Below are 15310 nucleotides of genomic sequence, written 5' to 3'. Positions count from 1 at the left end.
GGCTGCCGTCAGGCGAGAAGGGCCATCAAGGAGATGCGCTCAAGAACCCGAGGGCGCGTAGAGCCTCGGATCCTCGGACACGAACACGTGAAGGGGGCGGCGCCGGATCCCGCGCGACCTTTCGATCCCCCGCAGGCGGTAGTTCGACTCGGCGGCCACCGCGCGCGCCGTGCCCGCCGCCGGAACCGCATAGGCAGGCACCACAACCCAGGGCTGCCGTCGCCCCAGCTTCTTCCGCAGCGCGTCCGCCTTCTTCGCCTCCGGGCGGCGCCGCACGACCCACGCCACGAACCCCGAACCGGCGAACAGCGCCACGACGCCCACAGCGAAAACGGCGAGCGCCACGAACAGCACGACGAGCACGCTATGCATCAGCCTTCTCCCCGCCCAGGTATGACGCCGGACGTCGCGGCCCCGGAGACGGCCACGTCCGCGTGTGCCGCACTCCCCCCTCCGAGAGCACCTGGAACAAAGCGGACGCGCTCGCGCAGCTCCCACTCGGCGCCGAAGGATTCAGGCACGAAACCGCGTGCGGCGGCCAGTTCCACGAGCACGGTCGACGGCAACGGGTACCGCCACGGCTCCAGCTCGAAGGAGCCATGGGGGGTGGTACGCGCGTCGTCAATAAGCGAAGCTATGCGCCGGTCGGCGGCGCGGAGGCGGCGCCGCATCGAGCGGGCACGGCTGGCGCCGAACGCGCTCCACACGTGGTCGAGGGTGAGTGCCCACATCGCTGCTCCTTTCGCACCGCCGGTCCCACCGACGTTACCGAACGCGGGAGCCGCGCCTCACCCACGGCGCGCTAGGCCTCGACCTGCGATTTGGCCCAGCGGTAGTCTGCCTTGCCCGCGGGACTACGTTTGACCTGATCGACGACGACCACCTGGCGTGGCGCCTTGTAACCGGCGAGGTGCCCGCGCACGTGCTCGCGCAGCTCCTCGGCGCCCGGATCCTCGAAGCCCTCGCGCACGGAGACGACGGCGGCGACAGACTCCCCGAAACGAGGATCGGGCGCACCGACGACGAGGGCGTCGAACACGGCCGGGTGCAGCTTGAGCGTCGACTCGACCTCCTCGGGGAACACCTTTTCGCCGCCGGTATTGATGCAGCCAGAGCCTCGCCCGAGGAACGTGATCGATCCATCGGCCTCCAGTAACCCCATGTCCCCGAGCAGAGAGGCGCGGCGGCCACCGATCTCGACAAAAGTCTGGGCGCTCTTGTCCGGGTCACCGAGGTACTCCAACGGTAGATGCCCGGTTCGCACGATGTAGCCGATCTCTCCCGTCCCCGGCTCCATCCGCTCGAGGTCGAGATCGACCACGAGGATGCCGCGGCCGGCCTCGAGTTTGAGCCTCCCTGCCTCGTCGAACTTCATTTCCCCGTCATTTCCCGATTCCGACGCGCCGACGTTATCGCGGAATCCGACGTTCGGAAGGAGCTCTGAGAATGCCGTCTGGTTGGCCGCCGACCAGATGCCGCCGCCGGAGGAGATCATGAACAAGCCGGACAAGTCCGGGGCATCGCCCGCCGCCGTCATTTCTCGCAATTCATCCGCGATGGGTACGCCCATGCCGTCCCCGACGATCACGAGGACGGCCGCTTTTTCCTCGGCTGTGGCGCGAAGGATCCGTTCCGGATCGAACGTCCGCTGTAGCGCCACGTATGCGCCGAGGTTGAGGAAGGTGAAGAAGGTGAACATTCCCGCGCCATGCATCAGTGGCGCGGCCACGAATGCTCGGAAGCCCTCGAAGGTGTTGTCGGCGACCTCTTGAGGCGAGTTACGCGGTTCGCCGTACGGGTTTCCACCCGATAGGCACGCGTAGTAGTAATCGGCGGCGCGCCACACGACGCCCTTCGGATGCCCCGTGGTCCCGCCGGTGTACAGGATCCATTTGTCGTCGCCGGAGCGCGTGTTCTCCGGGCGTTGCCTCGAGGCGGCGGCGAGGGCCTCGGCGGAGTCCACCAGCGCGATGCCCGACCGCTCTGCCGCCTCCTTCAGCGCGTCGCCCGGCTCCCCCACAGAGACCACGAAGCGCAGCTCCGTTACCGAACCGATCGCTTCGGCGAGCGTATCGGCGAACTCGGACTCGACGACGACCCCCACGGCCCTCGAGTCGGCAAGGATGTTTGCGATCTCCGCAGCGGCATACATGAAATTGGTGTTGACGGCGGCGGCGCTGATCTTCATCAATCCGACGATGCTTCCGAGGTGCTCGGGCACGTTCCGCATGACCAGCGCTACACGATCGTCCCGGCGTACGCCCAGTTCGAGGAAGGCATGCGCGAAGCGGTTCGCGTAATCGTCGAACTCCCTGTAGGTGAATAATTCGCCGTCGAACGAGACACAGGGACTGTCGGGCTGTTTATCGGCGACGCATTCGAACACGTCCGCCTCGTTCATATCGTCGTTCACGTCGGCGTTGTTCTTCCTGGCGTCGGCATCGGTTGCCGTTGTTGCATCTTCGGCTTCTGCGGACATTTCCCCTCTTCCCTAAGCTCCGGACACTCCCAATCGGTCGCTTGGTTTCGACGATTGGACCTCTTCGGATAGTATGTGAAGCACATCACAGGAAATGCATAATGAGGGGATTAGCATTAGTAATTCCTGCACGCCTCGGATCGGCGCCACTTCCACGCGCACACCTCTTATCCGAAACGGCTCCCAGGACCTCACGACAATAAAGGCACTTCGATGACCGGGTACGAAGCTTCTTCGCAGGATACGGGCGATTTCGACCTATCCTCCGAGCTCGACGAGGAGATCCGAGACAGCGACGTGGCTACGGATGGCTCCGAGCTCGAGCACCCTTTCGAGTACCGTTCCGGTGCTCACGGACTCACTTATCGGAATCCGCCGAATGCCACGTGGCGTTCCAGAATCGTCTCGGTATCGATGCGCCGCGTGCTGCGGCCCGCGCTCGACCGGATGCCCCCGGACCAACGCGCGCTCGGCCGGCTTCGCACGATGACCAATGGGATAGGCCGCGCCGGCGCGCTCGAGACCTCGGGGAATTGGGACAACACCGGCCCCGTGCCCGGCCTCTGGGTCGGACGTCACCGGTTCTTCACCTCCGACAAGCTCGTCTTCATGCTCCACGGCGGCGGCTTCACATTCGGCTCGCCCTGGTCCCACAAGTTTCTCGCTGCCCGCCTGGCCCGCGAGCTCGGCGCGCCCACGATCCTCCCCGACTATCGGCTCGCCCCGGAACATCAGTTCCCCGCGGCGATCGAGGACGCCATCGCCAGTTACGAGTGGATCCTCGGCCAGGGGTACAGCCCCGAGAACATCATCTTCGCGGGCGACTCGGCGGGTGGAAACCTCGCACTCCAGCTCACCAATCATCTTGTTGACGCCGGAGAGCCGACGCCCGCCGGCGTCGTCCTGCTTTCTCCGTGGGTGGACATGAATCTCGCGGACATGACGAGCCGGGACATGGAACGCAAGGACCCGTTCCTCGCGATCGGGCTGGTCGAGAAGTCTCGGGATCTCTATGCCCCCGGGCTCGATCCCGACGACCCGCGAATCTCACCGGTCAACCTCAATTTCTCGAGCGAATGGCCGCCGTTTCTCATCCAGTGTGGTGGCGCGGAGATTTTCGCCGGCGGTATCGAGCTGCTCCACGAGCGGCTGGTCGCCTCCGGAGTCGACTCGACGCTGCAGGTGTGGCCGGACCAATTCCACGTCTTCCAGGCCTTTCACCCGCTCATCCCGGAGGCAGTGGGAGCGTTGCGGAACGTCGGCACCTTCATGCGTGCGAAGACCGACTGAACCGCACCACACGAGGTAAGGTCACCCTTCCTCGTGTCCGGTTCTGCGGCTAACATGGAGTCGGTAGAGCAGTTCGGAGGGAGGCGAGGACCGTGCACGACCATTCTCACGGCCATTCCCACGCCCATGGGGTGAGCGACCGCAAGAGGCTCACGGCGGCGTTAGCCGTCACGTTGTCCATTATGACCGTCGGCATCATCGGTGCCGCCTGGTCTGGCTCGCTCGCGCTACTCGCCGATGCCGGACACATGCTCACGGACGCGATGGGGCTCGTCATCGCGCTGGTCGCCGCCTCGCTGGCGCTACGCCCGCCGACGATGAAACGAACCTGGGGATTCAAGCGCGCGGAAGTCATCGCGGCGGCCGTGCAGGCGCTCATCCTGCTATCGATCGGCGTATTCGTTCTCGTCGAGGCCGTGCGGCGCCTACTCTCCGCGCCCGAGGTCGCGCATGGGCCGATGCTGTGGTTCGGCATCGCGGGTCTCGCCGGCAACATCGTCGCTCTCGCGATTCTGTCCTCCAGCCGATCGAACAGCTTCAACCTGCGGGCGGCCTTCCTCGAGGTGCTCAATGACGCGCTCGGCTCGGTTGCCGTCATCATCGGCGCGGTCGTCATCGCGACGACCGGGTGGACGCGGGCGGACGCCATCGCCTCGCTATTCATCGGCGCGCTCATTGTTCCTCGCACGATCGTCCTGCTCCGAGATACCGTCCACGTCCTGCTCGCGTCGACTCCGAAGGGCCTCGACCTGCGAGAGGTTCGCGAGCACATGTTGTCGATGGACCACGTCGAGGACGTGCACGATCTCCACGCCGAACTCATCGCGACGGGCGTACCGGTTATCACCGGCCATGTCGTCATCCGCAACGAGTGCATGCGCGACGGCCACGCGATGGAAATACTCGCGGACCTACAAACCTGCGTCGCCTCCCATTTCGACATCCCCGTCGGGCACGCGACGTTCCAGCTCGAGACCGCCGAGCACAGCTCTCGCGAGCGGCTCGTCCACTAGCCCCCAGCGGTGAGTACGAGGCCCGAAGTCGGCACGCCCGTGCCTGCGGTGACGAGGACTCGTTCCGCGCCGGACACCTGATTGACCGAGGTTCCCCGTAACTGGCGGACGCCCTCGGCGATTCCGTTCATGCCGTGGATATAGGCTTCGCCGAGTTGGCCGCCGTGCGTGTTGAGCGGGAGCGCGCCGTCGACATCGAAGACGCCGTCCTGGCGCACGAAGTCCGGCGCCTCTCCACGCCCGCAGAAGCCGAGCTCCTCGAGCTGCATGAGCACGTACGGGGTGAAGTGGTCGTAGAGAATCGCCGCGTCGACATCCGCGGGGCCGAATCCCGCCTGCCCCCAGAGCTGCCGCCCCACAAGGCCCATCTCGGGCAGTGACGCCAGCTCGGGTCGGTAGTACGACGTCATAATGTATTGGTCCGGTCCCGCACCGGAGGCCGACGCGGCGACGGTGACGGGCGCCTGGCGCAGGTCCTTGGCGCGCTCAGGGGTGGTGACGACGATCGCGACTCCGCCGTCGGACTCCTGGCAGCAATCCAACAGATGTAGTGGCTCGGCGATGAATCGCGAGGACTGGTGCTCGGCGAGCGTGATCGGTTTGCCGTGGAAGAAGGCATTGGGGTTGTTGGCGGCATGCTTACGGTCGGCAACGGCGATGCGCCCGAAGTCCTCGCTGGTCGCCCCGTAGTCGTGCATGTATCGCTGCGCAACCATGGCGACGAACCCGGCGGGAGTCGACAGGCCGTGGGGGTAGCTGAATGCGTTGTCCGTGCCCGAGGAATTGACCTGCTGCACGAGCGAGGAATTGACCTGGCCGAAGCGCATGCCGGACCGCTCGTTGAAGGCGCGGTAGCAGACGACGACCTCAGCGACGCCCGTCGCGACGGCCATGGCGGCCTGCTGCACGGTCGCCGCCGCGGCGCCGCCACCGTAGTGGATGCGGGAGAAGAACTTCAGCTCGCCGATCCCCGAAGCGCGCGCCACTGCTATCTCGGTGTTCGTATCCATCGTGAACGAGACGAGACCGTCGACATCTCCCGGGGTGAGGCCCGCGTCGTCGAGGGCGGCGGTCACCGCCTCGGCCGCGAGGCGCAGCTCCGAGCGTCCCGAATCCTTGGAGAAATCGGTCGCTCCGATCCCGGCGATCGATGCTCGACCCGCGAGCGTACGGTCTGAAATGTTCGCGCTCATGTGCTAACCCTTCGCCTCGTCCATCGTCAGTTCCACCGTCGCGGTGACGTGCGCTCCGAGAGAGTCGGTGCCCACCACCTTGCAGGTCACGAGCCCACTTGGGTCGACGCTCTCCACCGTGCCCGACAGGGCGAGAGTGTCGTACGCATACCAGGGCACGCCGAGCCGAAGTGCTACCGAGCGCACGCGGGCGCGCTGGCCGGCCCAGTCGGTGACATAGCGCTCGACGAGCCCGGTGTCGGTGAGGATGTTGACGAAGATGTCCTTCGAACCCTTTGCGTGGGCGAGGTCCCGGTCATGGTGCACGTCCTGGAAATCGCGCGTGGCGAGCGCGGTCGACACGATGAACGTCGGCGTGCCGGCAATTCGTAGCTCCGGCAGCCGCTGCCCCACCGCTACCGCCGGCGGCGTCGCCGGCACCGTCTTCTCGACAGGCGTAGCGGGCGCAAAGGCGTAGAGCGTCCACGGCTCCGTGCCCGGCTGCGCGTCCGGCGAATCATCGCCGGGCATATCGAGAAACTCGGCGCAGACCTCGAGACCGATCTCCACATCTGCAGGGTCGATACCTCGGAGCTCGCCGAGCATGCGAACGCCCTCGTCGAGTTCGATGAGCGCGATGACGAACGGGAAGCGTGTGCGACCGGGCACCCGCGGAGCGTGGTGCACGACGAACGAGAACACCGTGCCGCGCCCCGAGGAAACGACGTAATCGGTCTCCTCGCTCTTATCCTTCCACAGTGCGGGAACAGGCGGATGCTGTAGCGAACCGTCGGGGCGCTTCTGTATGCGTAGCTCGTGCGCGCGGACCCCGTCCCAGAAGAAGCGGGTGTCCTGCGAAACGCTCGGACGAAGCACCTTACCCGGCACGAGGTCCGAGGTATCGGCGCCGAGAGAGGACACGATCGCCTCTGACGCCGGACGTCCCGATCCCTTGTCGGCGCCGCCCGCGCGCGGCTTGTCTCCGGCTGCGGGCGGGGCGAACTTGAGGATTCGGAAGTCCATTTCGGCGACCTTCTCCTCGCCGACCCGCCACGTCGAGTGGGTGGTGAAGAACCAGCCGGTACCCAGGCCCGTGGTCTTCGGCCCGACGACGTCGGTCAGCTCGGAATCCACCGTGACCTCCTCGCCAGGCCTGGTGTAGCGGTGGTACTTCTGATCGCAGTTCGTCGCCACTACGGAAGTAAAGCCCTCCTCGTCGAGGAAGTAGGTCATCCGCGCGAGGGGGTCGTCGTCGGACCAGCTGCGCCCGAGCCCGCGCATCGTCCACACCTGCGCCATCGCGGGCGGTGCGACGATGCCCTCGTGCCCGGCGGCGCGAGCGGCGTCGGTGGACTCGTAGATCGGGTTCTCGTCGCCGATCGCCTCGGTCCAGTTGCGGATCATCGGCATGTTGATCGGGTCGCGCGCGCTGCGGCGCGAGCTCGGTCCGTCGGCCCGAACATCGGCAGCGAACTTTTCGATCCGCGCGTTCTGTTGTTCTGTGTGCTGGTCGGTAGTCATCGTCGTGTTCTCCTCTACCTGGCCGTCCGCGGCATTCCGAGCCCGCCCATGCAGACCAGCTCGCGCATGACCTCATTGACCCCGCCGCCGAAGGTGATGACGACGTTTCGCTTGATCATCATGTCGAGCCAGCGGGCGAACTCCGCATCGGCGGGTTCGGCCGGGTTGCCGTACCGCCCGAGAAGCTCCTCGATGAGCCGGCCGACATGCTGGATCCGCTCGGTCGCGAAGACCTTCGAGGCAGCCGAGTCTCCCATCGACGGGTTGTCTCCTGTCGCCCCGACCTGCCAGTTGAGCAACTCGTTGATGCGGTAGAGCGCCTGGATTTCGGCGAGGCCGGCGCGCACGGCCGGCTGCTCGGCGCGGCGCCCGACGTCATGGGTGGATGTGTCCGCCCATCGGCGCAAGCGGTCCAGGTAGAGACCGAGACGGCCGGCGGGAGCGAGCATGACGCGTTCGTGATTGAGCTGGGTCGTGAGCATTTTCCAGCCGCCGTCGACCTCCCCGACGACCATGTCCGCGGGCACCCGCACGTCCGAGTAGTAGGTCGCGTTCACGTGGTGCGCACCGTCGGCGGTGATGATCGGGGTAAACGAGAAGCCCGGGTCGGAGGTGTCGACGATGAAGATCGTGAGGCCCTTGTGGCGCGACTCCGGGGTGCCGGTGCGGGCGGCGAGCCAGATGTAGTCGGCGTCGTGTCCGCCGGTGGTCCACATCTTCTGGCCGTTGATGATCCAATCTCCGGTGGCCTCGTCCTTTTTCGCGGTGGTGCGCAGAGAGGCGAGATCGGTTCCGGCGTCGGGTTCGGAGTAACCGATGGCGAAATGGACGGTGCCGGCGAGGATGCCAGGAAGGAACTTCTCCTTCTGCTTCTCGGTTCCGTACTTCTGTAGAGTCGGTCCGACCGTCTGCAGGGTGACCGAGGGCAGCGGCACGTCCGCGCGGTTCGCCTCGTTGGTGAAGATCTGCTGTTCGATCGGGCCGAAGCCCTTGCCGCCGAATTCCTTCGGCCAGCCGACACCCAGACGGCCGTCCTCCCCCATCCGGCGGATGACCTTGCGATAGGTCTCACCGTGGCGGGTGGTCGCCATGTCGGCGGCCTCCTCGGGGGAGATGAGCCCGCCGAAGTACTCGCGCAGTTCGGTCTGGAGCGCACGCTGAGGTTCGGTGAGGTCGATGAACATCTCATCGCCCGCCTCGGTGGGCGAGGCTGAGTTCGGGGAGGCCTCGCTCGCCGCTACCGCGTCGAGGTTGAGTTCGGCACCGCCGGCGAGGCGGGCGAGGTCCTTGAGGCCGGAGAAGTAGCGGAACATCGGATACGTGATGTCCACACCGACGCCGCCGTGCAGGTGGTGGAGCAGCTGCATCGCTCGCGGACCCTCGCTCGCGAGCCACCACGCAGCGATGTACTCGTCTGCAGCGTATCGGTCGCTCTCGCCCGCGAGACCCGCCGCGAGACGCCAGTTCACGCTGGTGGAGAGGTTGTGCATGTTCTGCGCGACGACGTAAACGTCCGCGAGCTCCTGCTGAACCGCCTGGAACGCTCCGAGCGGGCGCCCGAACTGCTCCCGGCCCTTGAGATACTCGGCGGTCATCGCCAGCGCCCCGGAGACGAGGCCGTCAGCACTCGCGAGGATTGCCGCGCGCTGCAGGGCGCGCAGTCGCGGAACCAGTGTGTCGCCGTCGCCGGTGAGGATCTCTTGGACCTCGGCCCCATCGAACGAGACCGCGTACTCGGGGACGCCGAGGCTGCCGAGGGTCGGTGTAAGCGAGACCCCGGGGGCGTCCGGCGCGACGGCCGCGATGGTTCCGTCGGCGGTGGGAACGAGGATGGTCCGAGCCTGTGCGGCGAAGCGCACTCCCGTCACGACGCCGTGGAGGGCGCCTGCGTCGAGGCGGGTTCGCGGCTCCGTCGTCATCGGAGCGCCCGGTTCTCCGCACGCGGCGGTGAGAATGGGCCCGAAGGACATGTCCTCGAGGAGTCGGGATCGCTGCTCCGCGGTGCCGAAGGCGACGATCGGCGCGATGCCGAAACCGAGGGTTTCGGTCGCGGGGATTATCGCCCCCGCGCGACCGACCTCCTCGAGCGCGACGGCGACGTCCGCGACCGTGAGCTCATCGCCACCAAGGGATTCGGGAAGTGCGAGATCGAGCAACCCGCCCGAGGCAAAGGCGCTCCACAGCTTCTCGTCGAAGCCCGCATCATCGCTCGAGCGGCTCGGGAGCGCCGTGAGGAGCTCCTCGGACGGCGCAGCGCTGTTGAGTGCGCCCGCCACCGCCTCGGCGACCGCGGCCTGAGTATCGTTTCGGGAAAAGTCCATGAGTCCTCCGCTTCGGGCAGTGGTCGTTATCCGCGGGGCAGGCCGAGGATGCGCTCGCCGGCGACGTTGAGCAGCACCTGTTCGGTGCCGCCCGCGATGGACAGACAGCGCACCATGAGGAATTTCCGGCCCTGTTCGGTGAAGTCGAATCCGGCCTCTCCGACGAGCTCGTAGGCGAACTCGGCGACGTCCTGGCGGTGGCGGACGCCAACGATCTTGCGGACCGCGGACTCGGCGCCGGGGCCGTTGCCCTCGAGCGACCGGATCGCCGTACGCAGATCGAGAAGCGAGCCGGCGACCGCGTCCGCGACGTGGCGGCCGAGCGCGTCGAGGGTGACCGGATCCGAATCGAGGCCGGCGTCGCGCATGAGCCCGAGGAGTTCCTCGACGGAATCGCCGAGCGAGGAGCCACCGCCCATCGCGACGCGCTCGTTCGCGAGGGTCGTGCGGGCGATCTTCCACCCCTCATTGACCTCGCCGATCTGGTACTCGTCCGGAACGAAGAGATCCTCGAGATACACCTCGTTGAACAGCGCCTCGCCGGTGATCTCGCGCAACGGAGAGGTGCTGATGCCCTCGGATTTCATGTCGACGAGGAAGTAACTGATCCCCTTGTGCTTCGGCGCGTCTGGGTCGGTGCGGGCGAGGCACATCGCCCAGTCCGCCTCGCGGGCCAGCGAGGTCCACACCTTCTGGCCGTTGATCTTCCAGCCACCGTCAACCTTCTCGGCCTTCGTGGTGAGCGCGGCGAGGTCCGAGCCCGCGCCCGGTTCGGAGAACAGCTGGCACCACTTGAGATCGCCCGACATCGTCGGGCGGACGAACTGATCGGCGTGCTGCGGAGCGGCGGACAAGATGGTCGGCACCGCCCAACCTCCGATGGTGATGTCGTGGCGCGCGACCTGCGCTGCGCCGAGCTCCTCATCGATGACGAGCTGCTCCGCGGCCGAAGCGCCGCGACCATACGGCTCGGGCAGGTGCGGCATGAACAGGCCACTGTCCGCAAGCGCACGGCGACGGGCTTCCCCTTCGGGAGCCGCGGCGACATCGGCGACGAGCGCGCGCACCTCGGCGCGGGTGTCGTCGATACCCTCGATCTCGGACAGGTCGATGGTGAGGTGGCGGCGGCGCCCGGCGAGGGTGCGGGCGGCAAGTTCGCGCCGCCAGTGCGAGGAGCCACCGATCGCCTGCCGCAATCCGGCGGCCTTGCGCAGGTAGAAGTGGGCCTCGTGCTCGAAGGTGTAGCCGATGCCGCCGAGGATCTGGATACAGTCCTGCGCGTTGCGCACGGCGAGATCGAATGCCAGCGCGCCGGCGGTCGCGGCGGAGATGTCGAGTTCGCTGTCCCCGGAGCGGAGGGCCTCGCCGGCAGCGACGGCCGCGTCCCAGGCCAGCGCGCGGATCTCCTCCGTACGGCACAGCATGTTCGCCGCGAGGTGCTTGATGGACTGGAAAGAGCCGATGGTCTTTCCGAACTGTTCGCGGATCTTCGCGTATTCGACGGCGGTGCGCAGCGTGTAGTCGCCGATGCCGGCGAGCTCGGCGGACGCCAGGGTGACCGCGAGATGATGGACGAGCTCGGTGTGCAGGCCGGTGAGTGTGTTCTCCGGCGTCATCCGCACCGAATCGAGGTGGACGCGGGCGGAGTTCGCCGAGATGTCGAACGGGGTGCCGGATTCGACGGCGAGGCCCTCGGTGTCGGGCGCGAGAAACAGCCACTCCGTCTCTCCGTCGCGGCGCACCGGAAGGAGCACGGCGCCGCCGGAGGTGCCGCCGAGTGCGATGCCGGCGTCACCGGAGACCGTGTCTCCCGAGGCCTCGAGAACCTCGCCGCGGATCGCGAGCACGACGCCCGCCTGCAGCTCACCCTCCGCCAACGCCTCTGCGTGCGCCTCGGCGACGGCGCCGCCGCAATGGTCCACGAGCACGCCGGCGAGGGTCGAGGAGAGCAGCGGGCCCGGGACGAGAGCGGCCGAGGTCTCCTCGAGCATGCAGGCGAGGTCGACGATCTCGGCGCCCGCTCCGCCGCGCTCTTCGGAGATCGCCACGGAGGTGAGGCCCAGATCGACCAATTGTTGCCAGTGCGCCCGCCACGCCTGCGAATCGGTTTCCTGCGCGCGCGTCGCAGCCACGGGGTCCGCCGATTTGGCCCACGCGCGGATGGAGGACTGGATATCGGTCTGGTCCTTCGAAGTGGCGATGGTCACGTAGCTCTCCTCGTATAACTAATTCCGTGGCGCTCCGTTGCAGGTAAGAAGGTTCCTGTGGCACGGGGATCGCCAAAGCGCCTCGAGCACGGTGCGCGGGGATTACGGAGAATCCCCGCTCAACCTCTAGCCTGGAACTAGAACACGTTCTACTCTAGAACCTGTTACAGAATGACATGGTGGATACCCCCGGCGGTAACCGGTTGGCGAAATTCGGAACGCCGTCGGCCGGAAGACACGCGCGTCCCCTCAGGCGCCGCACGAAAAGAAGAGATTGGACCAGATGACCTACGTCGAGGACCCCTCAGCCCCTTCGGACATCACGCCCGGCAAGCGCGGCCAGACGACCAAGGCACGCACCGCGAGCCCGGAGGTGCCGACCACGGCCTCGCAGCGCGAGCGTCGCCGGCGGATCCTCGACGCGACACTCGCCCTCGCCTCGCGCGGCGGATACGAGGCCGTGCAGATGCGCGCCGTCGCAGAGAAAGCCGAGGTCGCGGTCGGGACGCTCTATCGCTTCTTCCCCTCGAAGGTCCATCTTCTCGTCTCCGCGCTCGCGCGCGAATTCGCCCGCATCGACGAGCGCACCGAGCGCAGCGCCCCTCCCGGGTCGACCCCGCAGGAGCGGATGATCGTCGTCGTCTCGATGATCACCACGGCCATGCAGCGCGACCCCAATCTCACCGAGGCGATGACGCGTGCGTTCATGTTCGCCGATGCATCGGTCGCCGCGGAGGTCGAGCTCGTCGGCACACACATCGACCGCATCATCGCCCGCGCGATGGCCGACGGCGAACCCACCGAGGTGCAGCTGTCCATCGCGCGGGTCGTGTCCGATGTGTGGATGTCCAATCTCGTCGCGTGGCTTACCCGCCGGGCCTCCGCCGCCGACGTTCAGGACCGGCTGCAGCTCACCATCGAGCTGCTCCTCGGCTCGGACGCCGACCCGACCCGGGCGAAGCTCCACGCTTCTCTCGGCTAGCCGCGGGACCTCGACGACGCCGCGTCTACGCCGGCTGCCGTAGCTTGGGACGTATGACGTCGGAGACCGATCTTCTCACCACCCGCGCAGCCCTCGACCGCGCAGCACGGGCAGCCCACCTGGTCGTCGCCTGCGATTTCGACGGCACGCTCTCGCCATTCGTCTCCGATCCGGAGACCTCTCGGCTCGCGCCGGGCGCGCGCGAGGCGCTCGACGCGCTGGCGGCGCTCCCGGCGACCACTGTGCTACTCGTGTCCGGGCGCGACCGCACGACGTTGTCCCGCATTTCCGAGATCCCCACCGAGTCCGCGGCCACCGGGATTCATCTCGTCGGCCAACACGGCTCGGAGCTGGAGAGCAAGCCCGCCGCCCTTACGGAAGTAGAGGCGGCGCTGCTCACGGAGATCACGTCGCGGCTCGAGGCGATAGCACTCCCCCACGAGGGCGCGTTCGTGGAGTACAAGCCGTCCTCCGCCGTTCTCCACGTGCGTTCGCTGCCGCGCGCCGAGGACCAGGAGCGCCTCCTTTCGCTCGCACTCGAGGGCCCGGCTGTGCGCGACGGCGTTTTCGCCACCGAAGGCAAAGCCGTCCTCGAGCTCGCGGTGCGAGAGGCGTCGAAGGGCGCGGCCCTACAAACGTTCCGCGAGCGCACGGGCGCCGAGTCCGTCGTGTTCTTCGGCGACGACGTCACCGACGAAAAAGGTTTTGCGGTGCTCGGCTCAGATCACGATGGCAGTGCACTCGACGTCGGCATCAAGGTCGGCGACGGCCCGACGGTGGCCGGGTATCGCGTCGCTTCGATCGACGAAGTGGTCGTCTCGCTGCGCCACCTCGCGGCGGTGCGCGGAGGTTCGAAGCCTGCCTAGCGGACGGCGTGCTCGGTGATGTAGTCGCGGAGCACCTGGGAGTCGTCGGCCATGTCGACGGTGCGCTGCGGGCGGCCGAGGAGATCGGCGAGCTCCTCCCCGACCGGTGCCTCGAAGCCGAGCGCCTCGATGACGGTGTCGGCGAACTTCTGCGGCTTTGCCGTTTCGAGCACGAGCACGTTCTCGACCGGCTCGGCGAGCTCGCGCGCCACCGTGACGCCGTCCGCGGTGTGCGGGTCGATGATCTCGCCGCTCGTCTCGTGAACCCACGTGATCGCGGCGAGGCGGTCGTTATGGGTCGATTTTCCGGAGACGATGCGGAACTCGCTGGCGAAGCGCTCCAGCTCGGCGGACAGGTCGAGCGAGCCGGTCGCGTCGAGCTTCTCCCACGCCTCGCGCAGGCGGTGGGCGTCGCTGCCGAGCAGGTGGTAGACGAAGCGCTCGAGGTTGGAGGCCTTGGAGATGTCCATCGACGGGCTCGACGTCGCGAGGGTGTTCTCGCGGTTACGCGGCCGGTAGACGCCGGTGCGGAAGAACTCTTCGAGGACGTTGTTCTCGTTCGTCGCGAGCAGTAACCGGCGAACGGGCAGCCCCATCTGCCCCGCGAGGTGTCCCGAGAAGATGTTGCCGAAATTGCCGGACGGCACCGAGAACGTCGCCTCGAACTCGGCGCGGCCGGCCTCGTCGAGCGCGTCGGTGGCGCGCAGCCACGCCCAGAAGTAGTACGCGACCTGCGCGGCGACGCGACCGAGGTTGATGGAGTTTACCGTGCCGAGGGTGTTGGCGGCCTTGAACTCCAGGTCGCCGTTCAGCTCCTTGACCATGTTCTGGCAGTCGTCGAACACGCCCTCGACGGCAATATTGTGGATGTTCTCGTCGGGCAGCGAATACATCTGCGCCCGCTGGAACTCGCTCATCCGGCCCTGCGGGGAAAGCATGAACACCGCGACGTTCGGCTGCGAACGGAACGCGTACTCCGCCGCCGAGCCCGTATCGCCGGAGGTGGCGCCGAGGATATTGAGCGTCTGCCCGCGCTTGGTGAGCACGTACGGAATCGCCTCGCCGAGGAACTGCATGGCCATGTCCTTGAAGGCCAGCGTCGGCCCCTCGGACAGCCCCACCAGCGTGATCTGCTCGTCGATCTTCCGCAGCGGAACGATGTCATTCGAGAACTGCGCGCCGTAAGCGCGCTCGCAGATCCCCTCGAGATCGGCGATATCGATGTCGGTCCACAGCTTCCCGATGACCTTCACCGCGAGCTGCGGGTACGCCAGGCCGCGCCAGGATTCGATCTCGCTCAGCTCGACGTGCGGGACCTCCTTCGGCACCACAAGCCCGCCGTCGGGCGCGAGCCCCTCGAGCAGAATGTCGCTGAAGTTCGCCGGCTCCATGCCGCCACGGGTCGAAACAAATTCCATGCCTATAAGTGTGCCAGCACACGTCGCCGCAGGCACGCAGC

The 15310-nt window shown here is 67.0% G+C and carries 11 protein-coding genes and 2 pseudogenes; 4 read left to right on the top strand and 9 right to left on the bottom strand.

Features of this window, described 5'->3' with window-relative positions; translation table 11 throughout:
• Positions 1-39: 39 nt before the first annotated feature.
• From BJL86_RS03350 to BJL86_RS03340, 3 genes are all read right to left on the bottom strand, one after another.
• Positions 40-372 carry a hypothetical protein gene (locus BJL86_RS03350; protein WP_067474511.1) on the bottom strand — a complete coding sequence of 111 codons (333 nt, stop codon included), beginning with the start codon at positions 370-372 and terminating at the stop codon, positions 40-42.
• Positions 372-731: a hypothetical protein gene (locus tag BJL86_RS03345; protein ID WP_067474508.1), complete on the bottom strand. Its 360-nt coding sequence runs from the start codon at positions 729-731 to the stop codon at positions 372-374. The genes BJL86_RS03350 and BJL86_RS03345 overlap by 1 nt, the downstream gene beginning before the upstream one ends.
• Before the next feature lie 71 nt (positions 732-802).
• Positions 803-2479: an AMP-binding protein gene (locus BJL86_RS03340; protein ID WP_082908501.1), complete on the bottom strand. Its 1677-nt coding sequence runs from the start codon at positions 2477-2479 to the stop codon at positions 803-805.
• 213 nt (positions 2480-2692) lie between these two features.
• On the opposite strand from BJL86_RS03340, the gene BJL86_RS03335 reads away from it, so the two are divergent.
• Together BJL86_RS03335 and BJL86_RS03330 are read left to right on the top strand one after the other, a co-directional pair.
• On the top strand, positions 2693-3769 hold the full coding sequence (locus tag BJL86_RS03335) for an alpha/beta hydrolase (protein ID WP_067474505.1): 1077 nt from the start codon (positions 2693-2695) through the stop codon (positions 3767-3769).
• A gap of 131 nt (positions 3770-3900) precedes the next feature.
• Positions 3901-4782, top strand: coding sequence for a cation diffusion facilitator family transporter (locus BJL86_RS03330; RefSeq protein WP_231887200.1), 882 nt, complete (start codon positions 3901-3903; stop codon positions 4780-4782).
• Here the strand turns inward: BJL86_RS03330 and BJL86_RS03325 are convergent.
• The 5 genes and pseudogenes from BJL86_RS03325 to BJL86_RS03310 form a co-directional block, all read right to left on the bottom strand.
• Positions 4779-5975: a lipid-transfer protein gene (locus tag BJL86_RS03325; protein WP_067474499.1), complete on the bottom strand. Its 1197-nt coding sequence runs from the start codon at positions 5973-5975 to the stop codon at positions 4779-4781. The two genes, BJL86_RS03330 and BJL86_RS03325, sit on opposite strands and share 4 nt — an antisense overlap.
• A 426-nt stretch (positions 5976-6401) precedes the next feature.
• Positions 6402-7475: pseudogene (locus BJL86_RS03320) on the bottom strand (bifunctional MaoC family dehydratase N-terminal/OB-fold nucleic acid binding domain-containing protein); the annotation flags it as partial.
• 14 nt (positions 7476-7489) lie between these two features.
• On the bottom strand, positions 7490-8659 hold the full coding sequence (locus BJL86_RS17765) for an acyl-CoA dehydrogenase family protein (RefSeq protein WP_331710378.1): 1170 nt from the start codon (positions 8657-8659) through the stop codon (positions 7490-7492).
• 60 nt (positions 8660-8719) lie between these two features.
• Positions 8720-9796, bottom strand: a pseudogene (locus BJL86_RS17760) (acyl-CoA dehydrogenase family protein); the annotation flags it as partial.
• A 26-nt stretch (positions 9797-9822) separates the two neighbouring features.
• Positions 9823-12003, bottom strand: coding sequence for an acyl-CoA dehydrogenase (locus tag BJL86_RS03310; protein ID WP_067474489.1), 2181 nt, complete (start codon positions 12001-12003; stop codon positions 9823-9825).
• A 283-nt stretch (positions 12004-12286) separates the two neighbouring features.
• Between BJL86_RS03310 and kstR the strand changes: the two genes are divergently transcribed.
• Positions 12287-12985, top strand: coding sequence for a cholesterol catabolism transcriptional regulator KstR (gene kstR / locus BJL86_RS03305; protein ID WP_156515312.1), 699 nt, complete (start codon positions 12287-12289; stop codon positions 12983-12985).
• A gap of 53 nt (positions 12986-13038) precedes the next feature.
• On the top strand, positions 13039-13851 hold the full coding sequence (otsB, locus tag BJL86_RS03300; RefSeq protein WP_067474486.1) for a trehalose-phosphatase: 813 nt from the start codon (positions 13039-13041) through the stop codon (positions 13849-13851).
• On the opposite strand, the gene thrC is transcribed toward otsB, so the two are convergent.
• Entirely contained in the window at positions 13848-15269 is a 1422-nt protein-coding gene (gene thrC, locus BJL86_RS03295) for a threonine synthase (protein WP_067474483.1), read from the bottom strand. The two genes, otsB and thrC, sit on opposite strands and share 4 nt — an antisense overlap.
• Positions 15270-15310 lie beyond the last annotated feature (41 nt).

Source organism: Dietzia timorensis (genome assembly GCF_001659785.1).
Classification (GTDB): Bacteria; Actinomycetota; Actinomycetes; order Mycobacteriales; family Mycobacteriaceae; genus Dietzia; species Dietzia timorensis.
The sequence above is the reverse complement of the archived record's forward strand: the minus strand, read 5'-3'. Positions and strand labels throughout refer to the sequence as shown.